Annotated in this window: 23 protein-coding genes; 12 read left to right on the top strand and 11 right to left on the bottom strand. The window is 63.9% G+C overall.

All coding sequences use genetic code 11. From position 1 onward, the window contains the following. Positions 1 to 2286 (bottom strand): putative bifunctional diguanylate cyclase/phosphodiesterase (locus ACOJTD_RS26080; protein ID WP_420135748.1); only part of this gene is annotated, 2286 nt, incomplete at its 3' end. Between the two features lie 315 nt (positions 2287 to 2601). Between ACOJTD_RS26080 and ACOJTD_RS26075 the strand changes: the two genes are divergently transcribed. Together ACOJTD_RS26075 and ACOJTD_RS26070 are read left to right on the top strand one after the other, a co-directional pair. Further along, positions 2602 to 4683, top strand: coding sequence for an ATP-binding protein (locus ACOJTD_RS26075; RefSeq protein WP_420135747.1), 2082 nt, complete (start codon positions 2602 to 2604; stop codon positions 4681 to 4683). Continuing rightward, positions 4670 to 5053 (top strand): PAS domain-containing protein, encoded by a 384-nt coding sequence (locus tag ACOJTD_RS26070; RefSeq protein WP_420135746.1) that lies wholly within the window; start codon positions 4670 to 4672, stop codon positions 5051 to 5053. The genes ACOJTD_RS26075 and ACOJTD_RS26070 overlap by 14 nt, the downstream gene beginning before the upstream one ends. A gap of 57 nt (positions 5054 to 5110) precedes the next feature. Here ACOJTD_RS26070 and ACOJTD_RS26065 read toward each other — a convergent pair whose 3' ends face one another. Then, a complete protein-coding gene (locus tag ACOJTD_RS26065) occupies positions 5111 to 6166 on the bottom strand; it encodes a hypothetical protein (RefSeq protein WP_420135745.1) in 1056 nt (351 codons plus the stop codon). A 256-nt stretch (positions 6167 to 6422) separates the two neighbouring features. On the opposite strand from ACOJTD_RS26065, the gene ACOJTD_RS26060 reads away from it, so the two are divergent. Then, on the top strand, positions 6423 to 7448 hold the full coding sequence (locus tag ACOJTD_RS26060; protein WP_420135744.1) for a patatin-like phospholipase family protein: 1026 nt from the start codon (positions 6423 to 6425) through the stop codon (positions 7446 to 7448). A gap of 1 nt (position 7449) precedes the next feature. Here the strand turns inward: ACOJTD_RS26060 and ACOJTD_RS26055 are convergent, their stop codons facing one another. The 3 genes from ACOJTD_RS26055 to ACOJTD_RS26045 are packed head-to-tail and all read right to left on the bottom strand — an operon-like array spanning position 7450 to position 11049. Next, complete coding sequence (locus ACOJTD_RS26055) at positions 7450 to 7644, bottom strand: hypothetical protein (RefSeq protein WP_420135743.1); 195 nt, start codon at positions 7642 to 7644, stop codon at positions 7450 to 7452. Further along, positions 7641 to 8756: a PepSY-associated TM helix domain-containing protein gene (locus ACOJTD_RS26050; protein ID WP_420135742.1), complete on the bottom strand. Its 1116-nt coding sequence runs from the start codon at positions 8754 to 8756 to the stop codon at positions 7641 to 7643. The genes ACOJTD_RS26055 and ACOJTD_RS26050 overlap by 4 nt, the downstream gene beginning before the upstream one ends. 28 nt (positions 8757 to 8784) lie before the next feature. Then, the gene (locus ACOJTD_RS26045) at positions 8785 to 11049 is read right to left on the bottom strand and encodes a TonB-dependent siderophore receptor (protein ID WP_420135741.1); all 2265 of its coding nucleotides are present in this window, start codon (positions 11047 to 11049) and stop codon (positions 8785 to 8787) included. A 150-nt stretch (positions 11050 to 11199) separates the two neighbouring features. Between ACOJTD_RS26045 and ACOJTD_RS26040 the strand changes: the two genes are divergently transcribed. Then, positions 11200 to 11835: a TetR/AcrR family transcriptional regulator gene (locus ACOJTD_RS26040; protein ID WP_420135740.1), complete on the top strand. Its 636-nt coding sequence runs from the start codon at positions 11200 to 11202 to the stop codon at positions 11833 to 11835. An 18-nt stretch (positions 11836 to 11853) separates the two neighbouring features. Here ACOJTD_RS26040 and ACOJTD_RS26035 read toward each other — a convergent pair whose 3' ends face one another. The 3 genes from ACOJTD_RS26035 to ACOJTD_RS26025 all read right to left on the bottom strand — a co-directional run bounded on the left by ACOJTD_RS26035 (position 11854) and on the right by ACOJTD_RS26025 (position 13645). After that, complete coding sequence (locus ACOJTD_RS26035; RefSeq protein WP_420135739.1) at positions 11854 to 12285, bottom strand: CBS domain-containing protein; 432 nt, start codon at positions 12283 to 12285, stop codon at positions 11854 to 11856. Between the two features lie 199 nt (positions 12286 to 12484). After that, positions 12485 to 13261 carry a rhomboid family intramembrane serine protease gene (locus tag ACOJTD_RS26030; protein ID WP_420135738.1) on the bottom strand — a complete coding sequence of 259 codons (777 nt, stop codon included), beginning with the start codon at positions 13259 to 13261 and terminating at the stop codon, positions 12485 to 12487. Positions 13262 to 13321: 60 nt separating this feature from the next. After that, on the bottom strand, positions 13322 to 13645 hold the full coding sequence (locus ACOJTD_RS26025; RefSeq protein WP_420135737.1) for a hypothetical protein: 324 nt from the start codon (positions 13643 to 13645) through the stop codon (positions 13322 to 13324). Between the two features lie 177 nt (positions 13646 to 13822). On the opposite strand from ACOJTD_RS26025, the gene ACOJTD_RS26020 reads away from it, so the two are divergent. Further along, positions 13823 to 14383 (top strand): PAS domain-containing protein, encoded by a 561-nt coding sequence (locus ACOJTD_RS26020; protein ID WP_420135736.1) that lies wholly within the window; start codon positions 13823 to 13825, stop codon positions 14381 to 14383. Here the strand turns inward: ACOJTD_RS26020 and ACOJTD_RS26015 are convergent. After that, the gene (locus ACOJTD_RS26015; RefSeq protein ID WP_420135735.1) at positions 14365 to 15132 is read right to left on the bottom strand and encodes a Crp/Fnr family transcriptional regulator; all 768 of its coding nucleotides are present in this window, start codon (positions 15130 to 15132) and stop codon (positions 14365 to 14367) included. The two genes, ACOJTD_RS26020 and ACOJTD_RS26015, sit on opposite strands and share 19 nt — an antisense overlap. Before the next feature lie 157 nt (positions 15133 to 15289). Continuing rightward, positions 15290 to 15493 (bottom strand): hypothetical protein, encoded by a 204-nt coding sequence (locus ACOJTD_RS26010; RefSeq protein ID WP_420135734.1) that lies wholly within the window; start codon positions 15491 to 15493, stop codon positions 15290 to 15292. A gap of 788 nt (positions 15494 to 16281) precedes the next feature. On the opposite strand from ACOJTD_RS26010, the gene ACOJTD_RS26005 reads away from it, so the two are divergent. The 5 genes from ACOJTD_RS26005 to ACOJTD_RS25985 all read left to right on the top strand — a co-directional run bounded on the left by ACOJTD_RS26005 (position 16282) and on the right by ACOJTD_RS25985 (position 21548). Continuing rightward, a complete protein-coding gene (locus ACOJTD_RS26005) occupies positions 16282 to 18576 on the top strand; it encodes a PAS domain S-box protein (protein WP_420135733.1) in 2295 nt (764 codons plus the stop codon). Between the two features lie 68 nt (positions 18577 to 18644). Beyond that, a complete protein-coding gene (locus ACOJTD_RS26000; RefSeq protein ID WP_420135732.1) occupies positions 18645 to 19256 on the top strand; it encodes a PilZ domain-containing protein in 612 nt (203 codons plus the stop codon). Between the two features lie 332 nt (positions 19257 to 19588). Beyond that, positions 19589 to 20212, top strand: a complete 624-nt coding sequence (locus ACOJTD_RS25995) for a transglutaminase-like cysteine peptidase (RefSeq protein ID WP_420135731.1) — start codon at positions 19589 to 19591, stop codon at positions 20210 to 20212. A 221-nt stretch (positions 20213 to 20433) separates the two neighbouring features. After that, entirely contained in the window at positions 20434 to 20955 is a 522-nt protein-coding gene (locus tag ACOJTD_RS25990; protein ID WP_420135730.1) for a hypothetical protein, read from the top strand. Positions 20956 to 21377: 422 nt separating this feature from the next. Beyond that, positions 21378 to 21548 carry a hypothetical protein gene (locus ACOJTD_RS25985; RefSeq protein WP_420135749.1) on the top strand — a complete coding sequence of 57 codons (171 nt, stop codon included), beginning with the start codon at positions 21378 to 21380 and terminating at the stop codon, positions 21546 to 21548. Positions 21549 to 21621: 73 nt separating this feature from the next. Here ACOJTD_RS25985 and ACOJTD_RS25980 read toward each other — a convergent pair whose 3' ends face one another. Further along, entirely contained in the window at positions 21622 to 22581 is a 960-nt protein-coding gene (locus ACOJTD_RS25980) for a lysylphosphatidylglycerol synthase transmembrane domain-containing protein (protein ID WP_420135729.1), read from the bottom strand. 540 nt (positions 22582 to 23121) lie between these two features. Between ACOJTD_RS25980 and ACOJTD_RS25975 the strand changes: the two genes are divergently transcribed. Both ACOJTD_RS25975 and ACOJTD_RS25970 read left to right on the top strand, forming a co-directional pair. Further along, positions 23122 to 24591 (top strand): UbiA family prenyltransferase, encoded by a 1470-nt coding sequence (locus tag ACOJTD_RS25975; RefSeq protein WP_420135728.1) that lies wholly within the window; start codon positions 23122 to 23124, stop codon positions 24589 to 24591. Positions 24592 to 24771: 180 nt separating this feature from the next. Then, positions 24772 to 25794: hypothetical protein (locus ACOJTD_RS25970; RefSeq protein WP_420135727.1), on the top strand; the 1023-nt coding region annotated here is incomplete at its 3' end.

Below are 25794 nucleotides of genomic sequence, written 5' to 3'. Positions count from 1 at the left end.
ACCCGAGATCGCACGCACGATCGCCATGCAGTCCGGCCGCTCGACCAGATCCTTCACGAAGGACCGGTCGATCTTGATCTTGTCGAACGGGAAGCTGCGCAGATAGCTCAGCGAGGAATAACCGGTGCCGAAATCGTCCATCGAGATCCGCACCCCAAGGCTGCGGAGCTGATGCAGCGTGGCGAGATTGGCTTCGCTGTCGGCGAGGAACAGCGACTCGGTGATCTCCAGTTCGAGCCGGCGCGGCGACAGCCCCGACTGCGCCAGCGCCGAAATCACCACCTGCACGAGATTGCGGCTGCGGAATTGCACCGGCGAGAGATTGACCGCGACCTTGACGTCGTCTGGCCAGCGCGCCGCTTCCATGCAGGCCTGGCGCAGCACCCACTCGCCGAGCCCGACGATCAGGCCGATATCTTCCGCCACCGGGATGAAATCCGCCGGCGAGATCATGCCTCGTTCGGGATGGCGCCAGCGCAGCAGCGACTCGAAACCGCCGATCCGGTCCTCGGCAAGATCGATCAGCGGCTGATAGTGCAGATCGAACTCGCCATGCGCAAAGGCGTGGCGCAGATCGATCTCCATGTCGCGGCGGATCTGCGCCTGGCGGTCCATCTCCTTCTCGAAGAAATGATGACAGCCTCCCCCCGACGCCTTGGCGCGATACAACGCCATGTCGGCGTTGCGCAGCAGCGCCTCGCAATCGTCGCCGTCGCCGGGCGCCATCGCGATGCCGATCGAGGCGCCGATCACCACCTCGAGTCCGTCCATATCGTAGGGCGCGCTGACGATCTCGATCAGCCGCCCGGCGAAATCGCTGGCCTCGTTCGGCGATGCGAACTGACTGAGCACCAGCGCGAATTCGTCGCCGCCGAGACGCGCCACCAGATCGCCACCGCCAACCGCACTACGCAGCCGCTCGGCCACGCAGCGCAACAGCCGATCCCCCATCGGATGACCGAAGGAGTCGTTGACGTTCTTGAACAGGTCGAGGTCCAGACACATCACCGCGACACGCGCGGTGCCGTCGCGCGCCAGGTCCAGCGCCTGCTGCAGCCGCTCCTGATACAGCGCGCGATTGGGCAGATTGGTGAGGCCGTCGTGATGCGCCATGTGGGCGATCTTCGCCTCGGCCTTGCGGCGCTCGGTGATGTCCACCACGGCGACGAGGAAACCATCACGGCCATCGAACACGACGCGACGACCGAAGGTCAGCACCTCGATGGCGGTGCCGTCGGCCTTGATGTGACGCCAGTTGCCCTCGGACTGATAGCTGTCCCCGATCTTGAGCAGCGCGTGGCTGTGCGCGGCCCATTCCTCGCGCGGCCAGATCTCGCGCAGCGTCATGCGCAGGAACGTCTCGCGATCGTAGCCGTAATGCTGCACGGCCGCGTCATTGACGCTGAGAAACTCGGTGGTGGCGGAATCGAACACCCACATCGGCATCGGATTGCCGTCGAACAGCAGGCGGAACGACTCCTCGCGCTTCTTCAGCGAGGTGATGTCGGAGATCGTCAGCGACACGATATCGCCGAAACCGTTAGCGCCGAGGCTGAGATTGCGATCGTCGGTGTCGATCTGGATGGTGTCCTGGCCGCCATTATCGACCAGCGCCAACAGCCGCGCCACGACGCCGGGCTCGCACAGCAGATGCTTGCCGGCCGACAGCCGGCTCCATTGCAGCGCCGATGGCGACTCGCCCAGCAGGTCGGAGGCGCCGTCGTTGAGATGCACAATCTGGAAATCGAACGGCCGCTCGTCCGGGCCGCGGATCGCGGAGAGCGAGACGATGCCGTCGTCGGTCGACGAGAAGTTCGCGTCGAGCAGATTGTAGCGGAAGCCGTCTTCGTTGATATAGACGCCGATCAGCGTGTTGCCCCAACGCGACGAGGTCGGCAGCGCCAGCAACACGTATTTCTGCACGATGCCGTCGCGCACGACGTGCGCCGTGCCGAGGTAGGGCCGCTGGTTCTGCAGCGCGCTCATCGCGGTCTGCACCAGCGCCGTGGCGCAATCCGGCGCCAGCGCGTCGAGCGGAATGTCCCAGCGATCGTCGCCCAGCCATTGCTGCACGTAGCGTCCGGTGCGCGAGACGCCGGGCGTGCCGCCGGTGAGCTGTAGCAGCGCCATCTGGTCGGCGAGCCGGCCGAGACTGCCGAGCATCACCTCCTCATAGCTCGGCAGCGACTGTCCGGGCTGGACCGCCGCGTACCATTTCCGCTGCAAAATTGCGAGATCGGCAGAGAGCTGAGTGGTCAGCGTCTCCCGACTGTGTCTGGCCGTCACCTGTCGCGTCCCCGCGCCCAATCGATCAGGTTCCAGTCGACGTATTCCTGATTAAGACGATGTAAACGCCACGGTAACCCGGCGCGAAACGCTTGATTATGATGGATTTATGTCATCGCATGGTTAGTCCGCGTTAGCGATTGTGACAGCTATCACAGACCCGCCTTGCACTGCCCCGGCAGAGCTGGCATCGGAAGATCGATAGACTTTTAGACCAATCTTCCGTTCGCCCAAGTCATGATACCGATGCTATCTCCCATCATCCGTGAAAACGGGCCCGGCCCAGGTCGGTAGCACAGGAACGAAAGCCGCCTGATGTCGGCCGCACTTGCTTTAGCGCTTTGGCACGCGAGCGACGACGGCGTTGTCACGCTCGACCACGACGGCCTCATCCAGCACGCCAATGCAACCTGGTGCCGCGTGATGGCGGCGAGCGAAGCCGAGGTGATCGGCCGCCGCTGGAGCGATCTGTGGTCGCCCGACGCGCTCGCGCAGCGCGCGGTGGCCCGTGCGCGCGACGACCTTCCCACGCGTTTCTCTGCGCCCTGCGTCTCGCTGACGGGCAGCGCGCTGTGGTTCGACGTTCTGGTCGCGCCCGTCCCTGCCGATGGCGACACGCCGGCCGCTATCGTGGTGCGCAGCGTCGATATCACGGCGCGCAAGCAGGCCGAGAGCGACCTCGAAAAGCGTCTGGCCGACAAGGAAGCGGCGCTCGCCGTGCTGCTGGGGCAGCTCGCTCAGCAATCGAAGCGGATCGCCGCCGCGACGGCGCGTACGGTTCACACCGAAAAGCTGCGCCTGCTCGGGCACTTCGTCGGCAACATCGTGCACGATATGAACAACGTGCTTCTGGTGCTGAGCGGCGCGGTCGATACGCTGCTGCACGACGGCCGTCGCTCCGCGCACAACGAGACCGCGCAACATCTCGAGCTGGCGCTACGCCGCGGCAAGCGGCTGGTTCGCCAGTTGCTGAATCTGTCGCGCATCGAGGACACGGAACCCCACGTCGTCGCGGCGGCCGAGTTCATACGGAACACCAGCGACCTGGTGCGCCACATGCTGCCCGGCGGCATAGAATTGCGCATGGAGATCGATCCGAATTGCTGGCCGGTGCTGATCAGCGAGGCCCGGCTGCAGGCGGTCATCCTCAACCTCGCCGCCAATGCGCGCGACGCGATGGCGGAGAGCGGAACCCTGACGCTGGCGGTGAAGAACTGCTACGCGGTGGAACGGCCTCCTGCGCTGGCGCCCGGCGATTACGTGCACTTCTCGCTTCGCGATACGGGCGTCGGCATGCCGCCCAACGTGCTGGCGCGCGCAGGCGAAGCCTACTTCACCACCAAGGATCCCGAGAAGGGAACAGGGCTCGGCCTCTCGTCAGCGTTCGAACTTGCCGCGCAATGCGGCGGGCGCGTGATGATCGCCAGCGAAGTCGGGATCGGCACCACGATCGACCTCTATCTGCCGCGCACCGGCACTGACGGGCGCCGGGTCATGTCGCTGAAGACCGTCGATCCGTCCGCGCATGGCAACGCGGCTATCCTGTTGCTGGAAGGCGACGAGATGGTCCGCGCGCATCTGGCCGCCCTGCTCAGGCATCTCGGCTACCAGGTGATCGAAGCCGCGGAGACCGGCCTCGCCACCGCGTTACTAAGCGGCGTCGACCGCATCGACCTCGCCTGCATCGATCTGCAGGTCGATCGCGGTCTGGGGCCGACGCTGGCCAGCGAGCTGCGCGAACGATGGCCGTCGCTGCCGCTGATCTTCACCACCGGTGCAGCGCCGATCGCGATTCCGCAAGACGAGTTGGTCTTTCGCAAGCCGATCTCGGAGCCGGTGTTCGCCCGCGCGATCCTGGAGAAACTGGGCCGGATGCCGGCGTCGGTCACGACTGCGGAGACGCTGCGGCTGTCGGCGCGCGTGCGCGACAAGATTCGCAGCGACACGGTGCGCAGCGCGTTCGATACCTGGCGCGGCTGGTGCAACGAACAGGGACGTCTGCCGACTCCCACCTGGATCCGGCAGGCCGCCGCGGAGCTGCTACACACCAGCTGTCTCGTCATGGTCGAACCGGGCCAGGTTGCCCCGACATTCCGCATCGTCTTCGCCGGGCCATCGTTATCCGAGCGGCTCGGCCGTGTGCCAGACGGCCAAACAGTCTCAGACGCCGCGGGCGAACTGATGAACCTGATGGCCGCAGCGTATCACCGCGCTGCGCGCGGCATCGCGCATTTCGACTACGCGCGCATCAGGCTCGGCGCGCAGCCGTCACTCATCTTCGAACGACTGATCCTGCCGCTCTCCGAGGCGCAGGACAACGTCACCCACCTTTTCGCCATCATATCGTTTGCCGATGGCGCATTTTCCGGCGAGGGTCATTTCCATGACATTGATTGATTTCAACGCTCCCGACCTGGGGCATCAGCTCGAGCAACTATCCGACGCGCAGCGCGATGCCGCACCGTTCGGCATCATCAAGCTCGACAGCTCCGGTCGCGTGACACATTTCAACGCCACCGAGGCGCGGCTCTCCGGCTATGGATCGCGGCCCGCGCTGGGCCTCGACTTCTTCACCAGCGTCGCGCCCTGCATGGGCACTGCGGAGTTCAGGGGCCGTATCGAACAGGCTCAGCGGCATGGCACCGTCGATATCGAGATCGGCCACGTTGGCGACTTCTCCGATCCCGAACGGGAGCTGCAGGTGCGCGCCCAGTCCGCCAGTGACGGCGGGCTGTGGATCTGCATCCTTCGCGAAGCGATGTTCTAACGGGCCGATCCGGGAGGCGCTCGGGCAAGCTCGAATGACGGCCGACGGCGGCGCGGCTCAACGCGCCAGAACTTCGATCTCGCCGTCGACGCCGTTGACGACGTTGAAGCCGCGCTCGAACATCTTGCCTTCGTTCTTGGCGATGGCGCGGTACTCGCCTTCGGACAGGATCACGCGCGGGAATGCGCCGATCGATTCCTTGACGACGTCGCCGCCCGGCGTGAGCACCGACCAGGCGGTGTTGGCGAGCGCCTCTCCGCCCTTCTCCGAGACCAGCTTCAGCGTGATCACCGCCGCACGATGCGTGACCGTCACGTCGGTCAGCTTGCCGGCGGTGACGCGGATGTCGGAGCGCACCACCGAGTTGGCGTCGCCATAGTTCGAGACGATGTAGTACGTGCCCTCGGGCACCAGCACGACGTCCCCGGCGGCGGCGTTCGGCACCAGTGGCGCGCGCTGATTGTTCTCGAACTGACTGCCCTTGTAGATCGAGAACGAAATCTGGTTCTGCGGAATCCGCGTGCCGCCGACTCGGCCTTCGATCCGCAGCCCGCCGGCCGGCAGGATGAACGCCTCGCGGTCGGTATCGGCCTTCAGCGACACCGGGCGCACCGCGCTGACGAGGCCATGGGCGACGTGCACGACGTAGTTGCCGGGCGGCAGAACAATGTTCGGAGTCGCGCCGTGATCCTCGCGGACCAGCTTGACCACCCCGGTCTCGTCCGGACGGTCCGAATACACCCGCCAGACCAGGCCGCTGTTGATGGTCGGCAGGTCCTTGCCGTAGCGCGCGGTCAGTGCCAGCACGCCCTGCGTCGGTGCGACGGGCGCCGGCAGCGGCGACGTCGCCGGCGGCGTGACCGCGGCGACCGGCGGCTGGGTCAGCGGCGCCGGCAAGGTCGGAACGGCGGCAGGGCCGGAGGACGGTGCCAGACTGATCGCGCCGCCGGCTGGCGGCTCGGGCACGGATGCGGGAGGAATCGGCGGCGGGCGGTCGCTGAAGAATTGCGCCGACGCCGGCTGCACCGACAGGGCGGCCAGACAGGCGGACACGCAGGCGAGCCGCAGCCATCCCCGTGGCCCCGCCCGGCCAGTTTTACCCCTGCAAATCATGGCTGATGGTTTTCACTGAAAACGCGGCAAATTCAAGCCTCGGACGGAGGACCGCGACGCTACGCACAGCCGAAACGGTAACGGGGTCATTTTCGCCGGAATGTCACGATTTCCCCCTAGTCCGGCCCTCGCCGGGCATTCATCATGCGGTGCGAAGAGATCTGGCAAAGATCAATCGATCGCGCTTTGATTTCGACTGGTTTACACCGTGCCGGCCGCCTTGCGGGGAATGCGTCGCGGATTCGAGGAGACAGCCGTGCTGGAAAATCTGATCGGTCGCGGGCAGAGCACCCCGCCCGCCCCGGGCAAGGTCGGGCTCGACACCATCCGCCGGCCGGTGATCGGGCTGGCGCTCGGCGGCGGCGCGGCGCGTGGTTTCGCCCATATCGGTATCCTGCGCACGCTGCTGGCGGCTGGAATCGCCCCGGACGTGGTGGTCGGCACCTCGATCGGCGCGGTGGTCGGCGGCGCTTATGTGGCGGGTCACCTCGACACGCTGGAGGAATGGGCGCGCGGGCTGCAGCCGCGCAACATCCTCGGCTATCTCGACATCCGGCTGAACGGCTCGGGCCTGATCGGCGGCAGCAAGCTCGCCGCGCAGCTCGAGGCCACACTCGGCCAGATCATGATCCAGGATCTCAAGCAGAAATTCGCCAGCGTCGCGACCGAAGTGCGAACCGGCCACGAGATCTGGCTGACCCACGGCCGGATCGTCGATGCGGTGCGGGCGTCCTACGCGCTGCCCGGCATCTTCTCGCCGGTGTTGATCGGCGACCGCTGGCTGGTCGACGGCGCGCTGGTCAATCCGGTGCCGGTCTCGGCCGCCCGCGCGCTCGGCGCCGAGATCGTGATCGCCGCCAACGTGTCGAGTGACGTGTTCGGCCACGGCACCACGATCTTCTCCCACGGTTCGGTCGAGGAAGAGATCGAGCCGTTGCCGGAGCCCGCGCCGAAGCGCGGTTTCGGCCGGTTCTTTTCGCCGGAGCGCTTCGTCAAGCAGGAGCTGTTCGGCAGCGACAGCCGCCCCGGCATCTCCAAGGTGATGGTCGACGCTTTCAACATCATGCAGGACCGCATCACCCGCGCCCGCCTCGCCGGCGATCCGCCCGACATGCTGATCTCGCCGCGGGTCGGCCGGATCGGCTGGTTCGACTTCCACCGCGCCGACGAGATGATCGCGCACGGCGCCCGCGCTGCGGAGCGCGCCATCGACTCGATCCGCGAGGCGATCGAGGAAGCGGCGCCGCAGAAACCGAAGACCGAAGTTCCGGTCGAGACTTGAGCTAGCCGGCGCAGCCATCAGGCGCCGCGGCGCGCCGCGCCACGCACCAGGCGATCGTCGCCAGGGGCGACGCCAGCGCGATCCAGCACAGCGCCCACCACACCCCGCCCTCGCCGATCAGCGCTGCGAGGAGTCCGAACACCGTCGCAATCGCCAACGCGATCGGCCACCGCCATTGCGGTCGGGAAACGCTCATGTTGCGAGGCCTTCCGTTTCGGACGGAGCCTCGCGGCGCGGCCGCTTCGCCCACCACAGATAGAGGCCGCTGATCAGCACCACGATGGTCACGACATCGAGCAGCGCCCAGATGATCTTCAACGGCAGCCCGCCGTAATCGCCGAAGTGCAGCGGCTGCGACATGAACAGCGCGGTCGCGTACCAGGGCATGTCGCGCACCGACACGACATTCCCGGTCGCCGCATCGGCCAGCGCCGGCTTGAGGATGCGGCTGGTAATCGGCGTGTTGCCGGTGAGAAAGATCGCAATGTGCGACGACGTGGCGAAGGGCGTGCCGGGAAACGCCACCGTCATCACATTCATGCCCGGCACTTCAGTGCGGACCTCGCGCAGCACGTCGTCGATCGCGGCCTGCCGCCCCTGCCCGGCGATCGGCTTGGCCTGCGACGCCATCTCGACGAGCTGATTAGCTTGCCAGGCGAGTTCGATCGGTGCCGCCAAGGTGTTGATAACGCCGGTCAGGCTGACCACGCCGAACCAGGCCAGCGTCGCGATGCCGAGCAGATTGTGCAGGTCGAGCCAGCTTCGGCGGCAGCTGCCGCCCGTCCGCACCACACCGAAGTCGAGACGGCGCGTGAACGGACCATACAGCACCACGCCTGACACGATCGCGATCACCAGCAGCAATCCCATCGCGCCGAGAAACAGCGTGCCGGGAACGCCGCCGAACAGGTCGAGATGCAGCCGCGTCATCACATACAGGAAGCCCTCGTTGGGCTGCGGGATCTCGATCTGCTGTCCGGTGCGGGTATCGAACACCTGATAGTGAAACGTGGCCGGGTCGGCCGTCATCGACGCCGCGGTCGGCACCTTCAGGATCGGATGATCGCGATCGTAGAACAGATACGGCACCACCTCGCCCGGACGCGCAGCCAACGCATGCGCCATCATGGCATCGACCGATGCGCTGCCCGGCGCCGCCGCGGTTGCGGCCAACTTCAGATCGGGACCGAGTTCGTCCTTGAAGATCAGCGGCAGACCGGTCAGGCACAAGAGCAGCGCGAACAAAGTGCAGACCAAGCTGCTCCAGCGGTGAACCCACACCCAGGCTCGGACGGCGCGCCGCGTCATCGGCGGCGCGCCTTGTGGTGATGATCCCTCACCATCGATACCGGATCCCCGCCAGGACCGTGCGGCGATTGCCGAACTGACAATAGAACCCCGACGAGCAGCTCGAATAGTATTCCTTGTCGAACAGGTTGTTGACGTTGAGCGTCAGCGTCGTGCCCTTCAGGCTCGGCGCCAGATTGGCGAGCTCGTATTTCAGCGCCGCATCCACCACCGTATAGGCCGGCGTGCGTAAGGTGTTGGCGTCGTCGCCATAGCTCGCGCCGACGTGGCGAATGCCGCCGCCGAACGTCAGACCCGTGACAGGGCCGGTCTGGAACGTGTAGTTCGCCCAGACCGAACCGAAGAAGTCAGGGACGGCCTGTGGCCGGTTGCCGATAATCGACGCCGTCGTGGATCTGGACACGCGGGTGTCGAGGAAGGTCAACGCGCCGACCAGTTGGAGGTTGTCAGTCACGTTGCCACGAGCTTCGAATTCGACGCCCTTCGAGCGGACTTCGCCCTGCTGCACGTTGAAGCCGGGCACCGACGACGGCGTCAGCACGTTCTCCTGGCGGATGTCGAACACCGAGGCCGTCAGCAGGATCGGCAGGAAGTTCGGCTGATACTTGATGCCGCCCTCATATTGCTCGGCCGTGGTCGGGATGAACGCCCGGCCATCCGAGCCGACGCCGGTCACCGGCTCGAACGACGTCGAATAGCTCACATACGGCGCAATGCCGTTGTCGAACAGATACAGCAGGCCGGCCCGATAAGTGGTCTTGTCGTCCGCCTGGGTGGACCGCGATCCGGCAAGACGATTGTCCGTCGCCTGCTCGGCCCAATCGTGGCGGATGCCGAGCGTCGCCCGCCAGCCGCCGAGGCTGATCTGATCCTGCGCATAGAGCCCCGTCTGCGACAATTGCTGGCCGCTGTCGATCAGCGACGCGAGCGATCCGATCGACTGATCGTAAACCGGATTGACGACATCGAGCGAGGGAGCGGCGCCGAGCTGGTAGACCCAGTTGCTGCGCGTATTCTGATAGTCGACGCCGGTGATGATCTTGTGCTGCAGCGCGCCGGTGGCCAGATCGAACTGGATGCGATTGTCGGTGGACAGGCCGCCGACATCCTCGATCGAGCGCAGCGCCCAGCGCGGGATGGTCCCGGTCGCAGTGAGCGGCGCGCTCATCTGCAGCGATTTGAAATCCACGTCGACATGCGAGTAGCGCAGGCTCGACTTGACGCTGACGACCTCGTTGAGACGTTTGTCGAACTGATAGCCGACGCCGTATTGCTCCCGCTCGAAAGAATCGAAGCCCGGATCGCCGACGTTGAGGCGCGAGTTGAGATAAGGCCGGTATTGCGGCGGCGCCAGCGAGGTCGGATACAGCGAGTTGAAATAGCCGCCCTTCGGATCCTTCTGATAATAGCTCTGGATCGTGAAGCGCGTGTCCATGTCGGGCGCCCAGGTCAACGCCGGCGCGACGGCAATACGCTGCTCGTCGACATTGTCATAACGGGTGCCCGAGGTGTGGCCGATCGCCGTGAGGCTGTACAGCCAGTGCCCCTCTTTATCGAGCGCGCCCTGGCTGGTGAGGCCGGACTGCAGACGGCCGTAAGTGCCGCCCTCGACACGCACCTCGTTGTAGGGCACCGCACTCGGCATCCGGCTGATCTGGTTGACGAGACCGCCGGGGCTGGTCTGTCCGTACAGCACCGCCGATGGTCCCTTCAGCACCTCGACGCGGTCGAGCAGGAACGGATCGATCGCGGTGTTGGCGAAGGCCTGGCCGCGCGGCAGCTTCAAGCCGTCGAGGAAACTGACGTAGTTGGTCGCGGTGCCGAACGCCCCGAAGCCGCGGATGAACACGCTATCGAAGCGCGAGTTGGTGTCGGCGTCGGACAAGACGCCCGCGGTGTAGCGCAGCGCATTGGCGACGGTCTGGACGTTTTGGTCGTCCATCTGCCGGCGCGTGATGGTCGAGATCGACTGCGGCGTCTCGAGAACCGGCGTGTCGGTCTTGGTGGCGGTGCCGGTAGTGCGGGCGACGTAGCGATCCGCCGTGTTCGAGGCACTGACGGGCCGCGCAGCGGGCGTGTCTTGCGGACGCGGCTGCGTGCGGGCGGGCAGCACACGCGGAGCCGCCGGGCGGGCCGCTGCGCGTCGGGCAGCGCGGCGCTCGGCGGACTGCACGGTGACCGGCGGCAGCGCCACCGCTTCGCCCCCACTTTGCGCAGCGGCGTCGGTGCTGTTACTCAGCGACAGCGCAACGGCGACGCCCAGTCCGACGACGATCTTGTTCTCACGTCCCATCGATATCCCCCGATACCTCGCCTTCAGCGGCGGCGGGGAAATAAACGGGACGGGACCGTCCTGTCCAGATCGATTGCCAAGCGATCGCAAATCTGGGATTGGAATTGCTCGAAACACCTGCTTCGTCGCAGCCGACGATCAAGGACCCGCATGCCAACTCTGACGACCACTTCCAAAGGCGGACGCCCGCGCAAAAGCGATGTGGAAGCGAAATCGCTTCACATCATCGAGACGGCGTCACGGCTGTTTGCGCAGCAGGGCTATGCGGCGACGTCGGTCGAGCAGGTCGTGGCGGCATGCGGCGTCGGCAAGGACACCGTCTATCGGCGCTTCCCGTCGAAGCTGGCGTTGTTCGAAGGCGTCGTCGAGCATGCGCGCACGCAGACGGTGGCGCATTTCCAGACCACGATGGCGACGCAGACCGGCGACGCGCTCTCGCAACTGCGCGCGGCGGCGCGCTGGCTGCTCACCGCCAATCTCGATCCGACGCTGATCGCCTTCAAGCGCATCGCTTTCAGCGAGGCGATCGTCGTCGGTCAGGCCGTGGCGAGCCGCACCGACGACCCGATCATGGACCGGCTGCTGTCTCTGATCACGGACGCGCAGAAGGCCGGCGCACTGGCCCGTGGCGACGCGCGATTTCTCGCGGCTCAACTGCTGAGCAGCATCGCCATGGGGCCGATGATCGACGCCATGCTAGGCGGGACGACCTACGCGTCGCCGCGTGCCCAGACCGCCTATTTCGACAAGGCTTGGACGCTGTTCATCGAGGGCGCGGGGCGCTGAGCCTGAGGGCCGGTGACGTCACGCCGACTTGATGTAGTCGTGTAGCGCGCGCTGCTCGTGCTCGTATTCGCTGAGCCGCCATTTCACGATGTCGCCGATCGAGATCAGGCCGACCACGCGCTCGCTGCCGTCGAGCACCGGCAGATGCCGGAACTTCGACAGCGTCATCACTTCCATGATGCTGCTGACGGTGTCGGTCTGGCTGCAGCTGACGACGTCGCGGGTCATCACCGTATGCACGGGAGCATCGAGCGCCGCCGGACCGCGATCGGCCAGCACCTTCACCACGTCGCGCTCCGACAAAATGCCGTCGAGCCGGGTCCCACGCATCACCAGCACGGCGCCGACGCGGCGCTCCGCCAGCGTCTTCACCGCCGCGGACAGCCGCTCGTCCGGCTCGACGCTGTAGATGTAGCGACCCTTCGATTCGAGAATAGCCTGCACCGTCATTGTCGCCTCCCTGATCAGCCGCTGCAGTTGACCGCAGCGTGCGTTGGTTCGGGATTCATCGCGCGAAGCACCTGGATAGTTCCCGCGGCGCGCCCGAACTCGTTCATTAGGATAGGCCGAAATGCGGCAAATCCGCGTTGCCCTGCGGGCACTGCAACAGCGGCGCCGCAGCGCAATACGTAGCTAGGAAGGCGACTGATTAGTTGGAATCGGTCGGCGTCGCTGATCGGCGTGGCACCGGATCGAACAGCGAGAACAGCAGCAGGCCGGCGAAGAAACCGCCGATATGCGCCTGCCAGGCGACGCTGGCGCCCTCGTTGCCGACCGCGATCGAGCCCATGCCGAAGATGATATTGATACCGAACCAGATGCCGAGGAACGCCAGCACCCGCGGATCGCGCAGCGCGCGTAGCAGCGGCTGCGCCGGCACCCGTGCGGCCGCATCCGCGTCGCCGCGGCGCAGCGACAGGAAGCCGCCGCGCGCAAAGGCGAAGCGGATCGCCGCCGCCATGGCGCCCGATACAGAGGCCGAGGCGCCGATCATCGGCGCGATCTCGTGCTCGTGGGTGACGAGATGAGCGAGCGCACCGCCGATCGCAGTCACCGCCATGAACAGGAAGAACCTCGCCGCGCCGAACCGCCGGGCCACCGCGCTACCGAACGGCAGCAGCCACAGCACGTTGAAAATGATGTGGCTCATATTGGCATGCAGCAGCGAGTAGGTGACGAAGGTCCAGACCTTGGCGCCGGTGCCGCCGGGGAACGGCGCGGCCAGCAGCGTCGCGTCGTAGCGCCTCGGGATGAAGCCGAACACCTCGATAGTCCAGTATTCGATGTCCGGCGGCAGCAGCACGCGCAGATGGATGACGGCGAGCAACAGCACATAAGCAGTCAGCGCGCCCGGCAGGTTCAGGATCGGCTCGCGCGGCGCCTCCGGTGGCGGCGGCAGCGGCTGCTGGGCGGGCTGAGAATCCAACGGGGTCGACCTGCGAACGGCCCGGTCCGCGGAGCGGTCCGGAAGGGACAAAGCGATCCCTTAGAGCATTTCCCGGCCAAGTGAAATGCAATCGGGGGACCGCGGCAGGGCCCGAACGACAAAGGGGAGCGCCCTGAGAAAGCGCTCCCCTTTGATCCTGCGTGCCACCGCTGCGGTTCGTCCGCGCGGCGCCTTTTGTTTTTCAGCCACCCTGCCCGTCTGCCCGGATGCCTGGAGCTCATCCGCGCCGAAGAACGAGTCGACCATACGGCCCACCATCGCCGCCGGAAAGCGCAGCGTTAATTTATCCTTAACGCCATAATGTCGGCTCGCGCTGATCCACAGAGCGCTCGCTGAGCTTTGAAATAAGTAGAAGTCAGGCACGTTAACAAACGTAGTTAATTTAACCTTAACCCCACAAAACAGGGGTTAACGTGATCGTACCGGGCTTCCGGCATGGACGCTGCACTGCCCCTCCTGCACAACAATCGAGGGGCCGGCGCTGCGCGGATACGGGACAGATCTGTTCCGCTGCGCGTTCGACGCGGGCCAGGAAGAAGTATGAAGCATCCGTCGAGTCGTGCGTTCTTCGCGTATTGGGACGCCCAGCGCGGCACCGCGCCGGCGCCCGAGCGCGGCGATATCGAACCGAGCGCGGTCCGCGAACTGCTCGGCGACATTTTCGTGCTGTCTTGCGACGCCGCGGCCGGCTACCCGTTCCGGGTGGCGGGAACCCGGCTGTGCGCCCTGTTTGGCCGCGACATCAAGGGCGAAAGCCTGCCGAGCCTGTTTGCCGTCGACAGCCGCGCCGAATGCCAGGATCTCCTCGGCGTGGTGGCTGAAGAATCCCTCCCCCTTGTGGCCGGGCTGACCTGCAGCCTGCGAGGCGGAACGACGGCCCATCTGGAACTGCTGCTGCTGCCGTTCGCGCCGCGGCTCCATACGCCGCTGAGCATGACCGGATCGCTCGCGCTGGTCGGACCGCGGATCGACGGCGACCTCGGCGAGTTGCGCCTGGCGGCGTGGCGGACGCTCGGTCGCCCGTCGCGGCGGCTGCGGCCGCGCGTGCTGCGCAAATGGGAAGTCGCGCGCGGGCTGATGATCTATGAAGGGCTGCGCTGAGCCACGCTGAAATCCGGAACTGTCCGCGAGAGCGGAACGGCCGTGGCCCGCAGCGACATCGGCGCCCTCACCGAACCATCGGACAAATGGCACTCGCAGGCGCGCCGGCTCAAGGCGTCGACATCGATGATCGCCATCCGGCCGCGGCTGTAGCGGATCACGCTCTTCTGCTGCAAAGCGTGGGCGATCAGCGAGATTGTGTTGCGCTTGACGCCGAGCATCTGCGCCATGAGATCCTGGCTCAGCAGCATCGCGTCGCTGCCGCTCATGGCGCGGGATTGCAGCAGCCGGCGGCACAGCCGCTGCTCGGCCGAATGCGCTGCGTTGCAGGCGGCGGTCTGCTCGGCCTTGACCGAGCGTAGCCAGAGATCGCGCGAAACCGCGCTGCGCAGGGCGGAACTGAGTTCCGCCAGCGTGCGAAAGTGACCCGCCTCGATCGCCGAGGCGGTACCGGGAAAGCGCACGATCGCCGCCGACGGCGACGGCATGTCGTAGAGCGCGGCGCCACTCCCCACGACGCTGTCGCGTCCGATCACGCCGGCTTCGATGGTTTCACCGCGGCGCAGCCGTTCCATCGTCGACACGATGCCATTGTGAGGGAAGATCACGTACTTCACCGGCTCGCCGGCTTCGACCAGCACCTGGCCGAAATCCATCTCGATCGTCCGCAGATGCGGGCGCAGCAGATCGAAGTCCGACGACGGCAGCGCGGCCAGCAAATCGTTCGGCGATTGGCGACTGGTCACCATGGAACCTACCCGGCGATCGCCGGATGCGGCGCTGTCACGCGCTCCGGCAGGAACGTTTCCAACAGCCGCGCGCTCTCATGAGGACGCTGCGACCCCAGTTACTAATCCTGCCGTGGATGACAAAGTCCAGTTCGTACAACTACTCACAGTGAAGTGCTTAGACCGCCTTGGCGAGGCCTTCGGTTCGAACGGGCGGCGACAAATGGTGAATGGAGCTGCGATGATCCGACTGACCGCCGGCATCCTCGGCGACCATGATGCAGCCGAGCAGAGCGGTGAGCACGCGCAGTTCCTCGTCGGCGTCGACCGGCACGTCGTGGCGGGGACGCAGAGCGGCAAGGCTGTTGCTGAAGGTTGCCATCGGGATTCTCCTGACCAGAGTGTGCAATATCGCACCACGCTTGGGGAGGATTGATCTTGCTCAAGCTTTGGAAAAAGCGGCCTCGAGCCTGCCCTTGCAGGCGATGCAGACGATTGCGCTGCCACATAATGCGGAGAGCCGAACCATTTGCGGTGAGTGCCTCGCTTTAACTGCGGCACAGGAAATTAGCTTACGACCTCAGATATTTGGCGCGCTTGTTCAGGTCGAGCGTCAGCTTTGAGACTACCGCCCGCAGCGTCCTATCATCGGTGGGCACCGCACAAATTCATCGATCGCCTCGCCGGTCGCGACATCCCGCCACACCCGCCCTCGCCCTCCGCATGCCTCGCGGCGTCGGTCGGCACGATGACGAAACGCACCTGTCGATCTTCTCCTTCCAAACGTATTCGCCTGCCCGCGACCCACGCAGCCATCACACGTCCGATGCGAGCGCCCATCCATTGGCGGAGAAGAAAAACATTCTCCGGTTTCACATCGACGTCTCTGCAACTCAGCTAACTCGTGCGCGACGAACTACAAACTAACTCCCGATATCAGGAGCAATCCCGCGGCTGACATCTGCGGTGGATGAGTATCCCGATTATTCCGGGTACCGGGCAGACAAGCCATCAGACCTGTCGAAAGGTTGCACGGGGATGACGATTCTTGTGCGGCAAATGCTTGGCTGCCGCGCATGCGGGGGGAACGATGATACCGTTGTTACGACCGACGGGCGTGAATGCAGCTCGCGCTGCCTGCGCGCGGCACGCCCAGGACGATGCCCCGCTGTGGCTCAGCGGCCGATCGCAATGATGGTCGAGCACGCCGACGCATCGCTGTTGCGGGCCGTATTTCAGGCAGCGCCGGAGGGCATTCTGCTGGTTGATCCGCAGCACCGCATCGTGCTGTTCAATCGCACCGCTGAAGCGCTGCTCGGCTGGCCGGCCCGCGACGCGCTGGGCGAGGACATTGCGACCTTGCTGCCGGACTGGCAGCACCGGCCGTCGGCCAAGCCCTCGCCCGCGCTGGCACGTCGCGAAGACGGAACCGCGCTGACGATCGCGCTCTCGACCGCGACCGTCGCGATCGGCGATGCGGCTTTCATCGTGGCGACCGTTCGCGAACTCGATGAGACCGAACTGCTGCGCGCCGATAGCAACGCCGGTTCGACGAACTACCAACGGCTGGTCGAAGGTGTCAGCGACTACGCGATCTATATGCTCGACATCGACGGTTGCGTGGTGAGCTGGAACCGCGGCGCGCAGCGGATCAAGCAGTACACCGCCGCCGAAATCCTCGGTCGGCACTTCGGCATATTCTATCCGCCGGACGCCCGGGCCGATCGGGAACCGGAAAGCAATCTTGATCTTGCGCGCGACCGCGGCCGGTTCGAAACCACGGGTTGGCGACTGCGCAAGGACGGCAGCCTGTTCTGGGCGCATGTTGCGATCGAGCCGCTCCGAGATGCCCGCGGCAAGCTAACCGGCTACGCCAAGGTCACCAGCGACATCACCGAGCAACGCCGCGCCGAGCAGGTGATCCGCGAGGCCGACGCGCGCATCGCCACGCTGATCGAAACCGTCGTGGACGGCGTCATCCTGACCGATCGACACGGCCTGATCAAAACCTTCAACCTCGCCTGCCACCGGCTGTTCGGCTACGCCGCCGACGAGGTCATCGGCCGCCACATCTCGATGCTGATGCCGGCCGACAGCACGGAACTGGTGCAGTCGTTCTTCCGCTCCGGCCGGACCGCCGATGCCGAGGAGCGCATCGGCAGCGTTCGCGAAATGACCGGCCTGCGCCGCGACGGCCGCACCTTCCCGATGGACCTTTCGATCGGCGAGACCGTGCAGGAAGGCGAGTCGGTGTTCGTCGCGGTGATCCACGATCTCACCGAGCGCAAGCACACGGAGGAGCAACTGGTTCAGGCGCAGAAGATGGAGATCGTCGGCCAGCTCTCCGGCGGCATCGCGCACGACTTCAACAACCTGCTGACGGTGATCGTCGGCAATGCCGAGTTTCTCTCCGACCAGCTCAAGGCGCGGCAGGACCTGCGCAGCCTCGCCCGCGATATCGGCGACGCCGGCCAGCGCGGGGCCGAGCTCACGCAGCGCCTGCTCGCCTTCAGCCGGCGCCAGACGCTGAAGCCGGTCGAGATCGACTGCAACGAACTGCTGGAGTCGATGCACAAGCTGCTGCGGCGGACGATGCGCGAGGACATCGCGATCGATACGGAATTCGACGCCGGCCTCCGCACCGCCTATGCGGACCGCACCCAGCTCGAGTCCGCGATCCTCAACCTCGCGCTCAACGCGCAGGACGCCATGCTGGGCGGCGGCCGCCTCAGCATCACGACGGCCAACGTCTCGCTCGACGCATCCTATCAGCTCGCCAACAAGGACGTCCGCCCTGGCGACTACGTGCTGGTCGCAGTGACCGATAACGGCTCCGGCATGCCGAAGGACGTGCTCGATCATGTGTTCGAGCCGTTCTACACCACCAAGGAAGTCGGCAAGGGCTCCGGCCTCGGCCTCAGCATGGTGTACGGCTTCGTCAAGCAGTCGAACGGTCACGTCTCCATCTACAGCGAGCCCGGTCTCGGCACCACCGTGCGGCTGTATTTGCCGGCGGCGGCCAACGGGCGCCCCGCCCGGGCGCAGACCTCCGACGTGATCGAGCATCTGGCGTCGCGCGGCGAAGTGCTGCTGATCGTCGAGGACGACCCGTTCGTGCGCTCCTATGCGGTGATGTGCCTCCGCAGCCTCGGCTACACGGTGATCGCCGCGACCGACGGCGCCGAGGCGCTGCAGATCCTGGACGGCGACACCCATATCGACATCCTGTTCACCGACGTGGTGATGCCGGGCGGCATCAACGGCTGGGAACTTGCCGAAACCGCGCTGTCGCGGCGCCAGGAGCTGCGCGTGCTGCTGACGTCGGGCTATGCGCTCGACACCATCGCGGGCCGCAGCCGCGGCCGCGGCGACATGCCGATCCTCACCAAGCCCTATCGCAAGGCGGAACTCGCTCAGCGGCTGAGAGATGTGATGGAAGCACCACCCCGGATCACCGACTGCTAACGAGGCGTTAACTCTGAGCATCCTACGGTTGCAGGATAGCGAATGCCCGGCCGAGCAGCGGAATTTCCGTGTTGTTGCACAAACAGACCATCCAGCCGGCAACGGCCGAACGCCGACGATTCCAGCGGGTGAAGGTGCATCTGCTGGGCCGCTACATGCTGCCCGACCGCCGCGAATTCCCCTGCCAGGTGATCAACATGTCCCCGGGCGGGTTGGCGATGCTGGCGCCCGGCATCGGCAATGTCGGCGACCGCGTCGTCGCCTACCTCGATCATATCGGCCGCGTCGAAGGCAAGATCACCCGCATCATCGACAACGGCTTTGCGATGACGGTGGGCGCGACCCCGCGCAAACGCGACAAGCTGGCCGCCCAGCTTACCTGGCTCGCCAACCGCGACATTCTCAATCTGCCGGAAGACCGCCGTCACGACCGCATCGTGCCGCGCAACCCGATCGCGGTGCTGGTCCTCGAGGACGGCACGCGGATGAGCTGCCGGATCATCGACATGTCGCGCTCCGGCGCGGCGATCGCGGCCGAGCAGCGGCCGCCGGTCGGCTCCGAGGTGTTCCTCGGCTTGGTGCAGTCGCGCGTCGTCCGCCACCTCGACGACGGCTTCGCGCTCGAGTTCGTCCACGAGCAGCTCGAAGAAACGCTCGAAGATAGCGTTACTGCGCGGTGAACGCCGGCGGCCCTCCCGGCCGCTGTTTCCGCCTCCTGAACGACGTCCCGTCGCGCCTTGCGCGGCCCGTCGGCGCGCACACTGCGCGGCCGGGGACGGTTAACGCACCCGCATGGCGAACCGATTAGCGACGAGATCGCAATCACTTGCGGCTCGATCGATCGCATTTGAATCAAATCGAATTGCATCAAATTTTATGCAAATTCGATTCAAGTATAAATCGAAGACGCGCCAGATTTTACGAGTATTCGCGTCGACTTTACTGATTTGATTTAGCGGCCCTGCAAATCGTCTGTGCAAAACATGGTCCCAACAAGAAAACGGGGGCCACAATGTTTGGTAGCAGGGGATTGCGGACGGGACTACTCATCGCCACCACCGTGGTCGCGATGACCGCGACGGCGCAGGCGGCCGAGAAGGTTCGCTACGCCAGCATCGGTGATACTACGCGCGCGCCGATCGGCTGGGTCGAATTCTGCGCTGATAATCCGATCGAATGCCGCGGCGGCCGCACTCAGGCGCGCGACATCGTGCTGACGCAGACCGCGTGGCAGGACCTGTTGAAGGTGAACCGCTGGGTCAACGACAACGTCAAGCCGCTGACCGACATGGACCACTGGGGGGTGGTCGAAAAGTGGTCGCTGCCGAACGACGGATACGGCGATTGCGAAGACTACGTGCTGCTGAAGCGCAAGATGCTGATCGACGCCGGCTGGCCGCGCGAAGCTCTGCTGATCACCGTGGTGCGCGACAAGAAGAACGAAGGTCACGCGGTGCTGACGGTGAAGACCGACAAGGGCGAATTCATCCTCGATAACCAGAACGAGGAGGTCGTCGCCTGGACCGAGACCGGCTACCGCTTCGTCAAGCGGCAGTCGCAGACCGACGCCAATGAATGGGTCGCCCTCGGCGACAATCGCCCGGCCGTCGCCACCGCCAGCGCTCAGCAGCGCTGAGGCGACAACAGCAAGAGATCGACGAACAGGAGCTTTATCGAAAACACGATCCGGTCAAATCCCCACCCCTCCCCGTCCCAGATCGGATCGTGCGCGGCCAGCCTCCCCCAAGGCTGGCCGCAACCTTTTGATGAGTCCATAAATGCCGATTTTGCTGGGCTTCTACGGCTGTTCGATGCCGCTATCGTGCAGAACGATCGTAGAACCGCGCAGGCCAGCGCGTGGAAAATCCGTGGATTTTGTTCTCGAAGCGTTCGCGCTTGCGCCGGCTGGCTCCCAGCGCTTCAATTGGCGGCATGCAAGGCCGCGGGCCAAGGTTTGAAAACGAGAACGGCCCGGCTGAGGCACAGACGGCGTCCGCTAGGACGACACCGCTGCGCGTTTCGCCGGACGGCTCGCTCCGCAAGCGCGGCCGGATCGCCATCCGGCGCGGGCCGATCGCCTATCTGAGCCACGTGCAGGCGGATGCCCGGCTCTCGCTCGAGCGGGATCTGCGGGACGCCCCCACGCCGATCAGCGGCGGGATGCGCAAGGCCCTGCATAAGGAGCAGCGGAGCCAGGGCATACTGCGCCGGCGCAACCGCGAGCCGCATGGCTCGGTCGCCTTCCGCCGCTGCTACGGGCTGATGCTGACGGATTGCCCCGGCTATTTCTGCAGGCACCCGCACTTCTTCGACGAAGTCGACTTCGACGCCCCGCCGCCCCTGTGCGACCGCTGCAAGCGGCCGTTGTGGCCGGCCTGATGGCGTGGAACTCCCGCTTCGATCCACCGATCCCACGGCCTGAGGGCGGTGAGTTGCGCACGCCGCGCGACGCGGCCGACTATATCCAGAAATTACCGACGGCCGAGCAAACACATGACAAGGTGCAGACGGCCCTGCACGTTGCTGCTACAGGCCGCCGACCATGACGGCCCGGTGATGTTCGCGCGGATCGGCGTGTCCGCGTTGCTGGGCCGACATGATCCACCGCGGTCGTCGAAGACGAAACCGCAGCGATAGCTGCGGGCCGTCCCGTTCCCCTGTGTCAAGTCGACGGCGATCGCTCGGCTGATTGGCGAGCGGCGTCGCTAAAAAAGTTGCATCTGTACCGCTGCCTCCGGCCGCCTCACTTCACAATGCTCTGCGTTGCCAGTCCGCAGCGCCGTTACACAAGGGAGATTGCCGTGACCAAAGATATCCGGGACCTGGCCGCATTGCTGGAGCTGCTGCAACAGGCCATCACGCTCGCCAAGGGAATGCGGATGGGCATGCTCGAATATCTGCTCGACATGGCCGTGATCGAGGCCACCGAGCAGAGCAGGATCCTCCAGGGACCAGGCCGCCCTCGGTCCTGATTATTCCGACGCTGGGTCGGCATCGCCGACCCAGCGAATCGTCGATCGGGTATCCGACCAGCCGCTTTCACCGCTAATCCGGCACCCCGGCCGGAGCATGGACTTTCGCCGCTCGATCCGCTTGCAACGCCCATACCAGGCCGCCCGCGACCCCGACCGTGAAGTATACTGCCCCGAACAGCAGCGAAACGTTCACCCCTTCGCTGGCCCCCAAGCCAGCGAAAGAGAACGCGAGCCCCATACTGGCCTCGCGCAGGCCCCAACCTGCAATAGAGATTGGAATGACGGCGATGAGTGTCACCGGCGGGATCAACAATAAAAGTTCAACGAAGTCCGCCGGTGCGTTGATCGCCCGAGCAGCGCACCAGGCAATCACAACGGCTAGTACGTGAATCAGCACCGAGATAGCCGCGATCACTGGGCCACGCCGTCGATTGAACAACACGCGCCCCACAATCAACGAACACGCGCGGAGGTGTCGCACCACCCAGATTCGGGTGAGGAATTCGAACGGACGCCTATGCACAAGAAGGAAAACGAGGCTCGCAACCACTGCCACTAAATCGAGCACCGCTAAACCAAGACGTCCTTCGGCATTGTCGATCAGATTGAGAGACCACGGCAACGAAACGAGGATGAAGACCGCGAGCGCCATCAAGCCGATCGCGCGATCCAGGAACACCGAATAGGTCGCCGAGCGCCAGCCGGCACCGTCGCCGGCCAGCAACCACATTCGGACTGCGTCGCCGCCCATCGACGACGGTAGCGTCTGGTTGAAGAACGATCCGATTATATTGTATCGCATCGCCCGCCCCACCGAGAGCGAGGCACCGCAATCACCACTGATCAAATGCCAGCGCACCGCGCTGACGCCGACCTGAAGAACGGCGATCGCCACCGAAACGGAAAGCCACCCAGCACTAGCGAGATTGATCCTCCCGCTCAACGCAGCGAAATTGGTCTCACGTAGCGCGAAGTATAGCAGCGCCCCCTTTATCATAATCTTGGCAGCCAGTATCACAATGCGGCGCATGGGGCTGGCAACATCGACAATTCAACGAAGCGAATTGAGATAAGGTATAGGCATCCCACCTAGATCGCGCGGCTCAAACTGGCGCCCGATGACACGACGGCGTCGCCAGACGATCGACCATGCAATCACTGCTATCTGCATCCATAGCTAACGACACTACCTTCTCCACAGAATTGATCATCGCCTAACGCGTACCACGGTAGTGCTCTATCAACTTACTAAGTTGGGGACGGTGCATCGATACCCATTTTAGAGGCCAACATTGTCTTCTAGCACTGCTAGCGCGATCGAGACAATGCGTCGGCGCAAAGCAAATTCTTGCTGCGTAATTTAGATTTTCATACCTGACTTCGGGAGCGCATTGTCTTGTACTTTGCACTCCAACACGACGACTCGCGGATCGGCTGCTGCCACACGACTGGAGCTTTCGGTACGACGTACAGGCCAATATTACCGGCCGGGTGACGAGCAACCGTCGATATCTGCTCTAGGCCGTACTGCGAGGCCACGAGCGCGCATAGCTTTGAGCACATTCATATAATGCACGATCGCATTCAAACTTACCCACTGGCCGTCGATCTCGATCGGACTTTCATCCGGTCCGACCTCCTCCACGAAATGTTTGCCAGCTGCTTCGTACGGTCGCCGGTAAAAGCTTTGATTGCCCTGCTCACGCTTAGAAAAGGCATAGCAGCATTCAAACGAGCGTTGTTCGATGCACACCCGATCGATTTTGCCGATCTTCCTGTCCGTGAAGACTTCGCACTTTTTCTGCAAGAACAACTAACGAAGGGCCGCGAAATTTGCCTCGTCACGGCGGCCGACCAGCGCGTCGCCGACGCCGTCCGCGCCTCACACGGCGTGTTTAGCCGCGCGTTCGGCTCGAACGGTTCGATGAATTTGAAAGGAGCCGCCAAGCTCGCACTCCTTCAGCACCAATTTCCTGAAGGCTTTGCGTATGCGGGAGACAGCGCTTCTGATCTCCAGGTCTGGACGGGATCTCGGGCGGCGATACCTGTCGGAATAAGCGACGATGTGCGCAAGAAGCTGACCCAGCAACACTCTTCGATCGAGAGAGAATTCTTTCAGGAGCCGGTCGGGGCAATCGACTGGCTGAGATGCTTACGACTTCATCAATGGACGAAGAACTTCTTGATCTTTCTTCCACTGATGCTGAGCCACAGCTTCGACCAGGCATCCTTAGCACTAGCACTGCTGGCGTTTGTGCTGATGGGCATGCTCGCGTCGGGAACCTACATCATAAATGATCTCGCCGACATAAGCGCAGATCGGGCACACGCGACCAAACGTTTTCGTCCAATCGCATCGGGGAAAATCAGCGCCCTTCACGCACTTATTGCGTCTCTAGCCTTGATCACCACCGCGATATACTTGACGACATTCATCTCGCCGCTTCTGACATTGACGTTTGTATTATACCTGGTTTCGACGCTGGCATACGCTCTAAAGCTGAAGACGATCGCCTTCCTCGATGTGTTCGTTTTAGGCTGGCTCTATACACTTCGACTTCTGGCTGGCGCCGCCGCTGTTGCGGTCTCTCCATCGCAATGGCTTCTGATGTTTGCGTTCTTCTTCTTTCTTTCGCTTTCGCTCGTTAAGCGGAATTCCGAGATCGTCAAAGCCGCCGAAAAATGGGCGTCTTGCGGCGAACGATCGACCGCCAGGAAAGAGAGTCAGTTGATACGAGGGCGCGGCTATCGAATCTCAGATGAGCCATTGACGCTAGCCTTCGGCGTCGGCACTGGCCTCTCGGCAACTCTCGTCCTCTCAATGTATGTTGCGCTCGATATGCAGCCCATGGGCGCTTATCACCACCCCGAATTGCTGTTCTGGATGGTCCTCGCCATTCTGCTGTGGCTCATGCGTATCTGGCTACTCAGCCATCGCGGGGAAATGCATGACGACCCGATCATCTTCGCCATTCGCGATCCAGCTAGCCTAATGCTAGGACTCGTGGTTGCTGCAATATTTGCGGGCGCGACACTTTGAGGGCACTGACCTACATAGTCGACGGGGAATGTGCGAACCGAACTTCCAGCGTCGCCGCGCAAAGGCCACCGCTCTCGAGCTTCTTTGCTAGATGATCGGCTCCCTACCGACGACCTTGCCCATCGCTACCAGCGTCTTCTACCCCCGCGAATCGCCAAACTCGAGAGAGGAACCGTCGCCGTGCAGGTGCTCACGACCACCAGACTCCCAGCTATGCCGCGATATCTGAGGCAGGCTGAAGCTCCAATTCTGCTCTTGGTGCTAAGCGGTGCCCTGCTGACGTTTGCAATGGTCGCCCCTCCAGCGATCACCGGCGACGGCTGGAACTATTTCGCCATGGCAATGGACATCGCTCATCGGGGTCGGCCAGATCTCTCTCCGGAGACCAGAGCCTACCTTGAAAGTCTCGGATCAACGAATTTCCTTGGCATGGTAACCTGGTCCGAGTCGGGACGCGGATATCATTGGCACTTCTGGTTCTATCCGGCCCTCTGCGCTCCTGCGTTAAAGCTTCTCGAAGCGCTGGGTTCGAACCCGTTACGCTGCTTCCAGCTCACGAACTCGATCATCTGCATTGCCCTGACCATTTTCATTGCAAAGCAATCGCTCACGTCGAAGACGCTCAGAATTTCCGTCTGGTGTATCTTCGCGCTTTCGACAGGGCAGGCTTACCTCCAATGGTCAAGCCCTGAATTATTTTCGGCCGCCTTCATTCTAATGAGTTGCTTTTGTTTTGCCTCCGGACGCAATCGAGGTGCAACCCTTTTTGCAATGATCAGCAGCCTTCAAAATCCAACGTCAGCGCTGCTGGTGATCCCCTACGCTCTGGATTTGGTGTTGAAGACGCCCGGTTTCAGAAGCTCTAAAGCGGACATCATCGAACTGCTCTACAAGCTTACAGGCTTGGCGGCGATTTCGACCATCGCATTGCTGCCGAGTATTTGGAACCTCGTAACTATTGGCGAGCCGAGCGTCATTGTGAGGCGCGCGATCTACACCCCACTGATGGATGTAGAGCGCCTGATTTCATTTCTCTTCGATTTCAATCTTGGACTGATCTGGGGTCTTCCAAGCCTGCTGTTCCTGATTCCAACGGCTACAATCCTCGCTAATAACAATCGCCCAAGAAGGATCGAAATGCTGGATGTCGCCTTCATTCATGTGATCACCCCCACTCAAGCCCAGCTTAACAGGAATTCTCCC

The sequence above is a fragment of the Rhodopseudomonas sp. genome (assembly GCF_048594845.1).
In the GTDB taxonomy this organism is placed as follows: domain Bacteria; phylum Pseudomonadota; class Alphaproteobacteria; order Rhizobiales; family Xanthobacteraceae; genus Rhodopseudomonas.
This window is presented reverse-complemented; position numbering and strand designations above follow the sequence as displayed.

Coding starts and splice junctions, on each gene's coding strand:
- ACOJTD_RS26075 (WP_420135747.1), top strand. CDS start 2,602: ATGTCGGCCGCACTTGCTTTAGCGCTTTGGCACGCGAGCGACGACGGC.
- ACOJTD_RS26070 (WP_420135746.1), top strand. CDS start 4,670: ATGACATTGATTGATTTCAACGCTCCCGACCTGGGGCATCAGCTCGAG.
- ACOJTD_RS26065 (WP_420135745.1), bottom strand. CDS start 6,166: ATGATTTGCAGGGGTAAAACTGGCCGGGCGGGGCCACGGGGATGGCTG.
- ACOJTD_RS26055 (WP_420135743.1), bottom strand. CDS start 7,644: ATGAGCGTTTCCCGACCGCAATGGCGGTGGCCGATCGCGTTGGCGATT.
- ACOJTD_RS26050 (WP_420135742.1), bottom strand. CDS start 8,756: ATGACGCGGCGCGCCGTCCGAGCCTGGGTGTGGGTTCACCGCTGGAGC.
- ACOJTD_RS26045 (WP_420135741.1), bottom strand. CDS start 11,049: ATGGGACGTGAGAACAAGATCGTCGTCGGACTGGGCGTCGCCGTTGCG.
- ACOJTD_RS26040 (WP_420135740.1), top strand. CDS start 11,200: ATGCCAACTCTGACGACCACTTCCAAAGGCGGACGCCCGCGCAAAAGC.
- ACOJTD_RS26035 (WP_420135739.1), bottom strand. CDS start 12,285: ATGACGGTGCAGGCTATTCTCGAATCGAAGGGTCGCTACATCTACAGC.
- ACOJTD_RS26020 (WP_420135736.1), top strand. CDS start 13,823: ATGAAGCATCCGTCGAGTCGTGCGTTCTTCGCGTATTGGGACGCCCAG.
- ACOJTD_RS26015 (WP_420135735.1), bottom strand. CDS start 15,132: ATGGTGACCAGTCGCCAATCGCCGAACGATTTGCTGGCCGCGCTGCCG.
- ACOJTD_RS26010 (WP_420135734.1), bottom strand. CDS start 15,493: ATGGCAACCTTCAGCAACAGCCTTGCCGCTCTGCGTCCCCGCCACGAC.
- ACOJTD_RS25995 (WP_420135731.1), top strand. CDS start 19,589: ATGTTTGGTAGCAGGGGATTGCGGACGGGACTACTCATCGCCACCACC.
- ACOJTD_RS25980 (WP_420135729.1), bottom strand. CDS start 22,581: ATGCGCCGCATTGTGATACTGGCTGCCAAGATTATGATAAAGGGGGCG.
- ACOJTD_RS25975 (WP_420135728.1), top strand. CDS start 23,122: ATGCACGATCGCATTCAAACTTACCCACTGGCCGTCGATCTCGATCGG.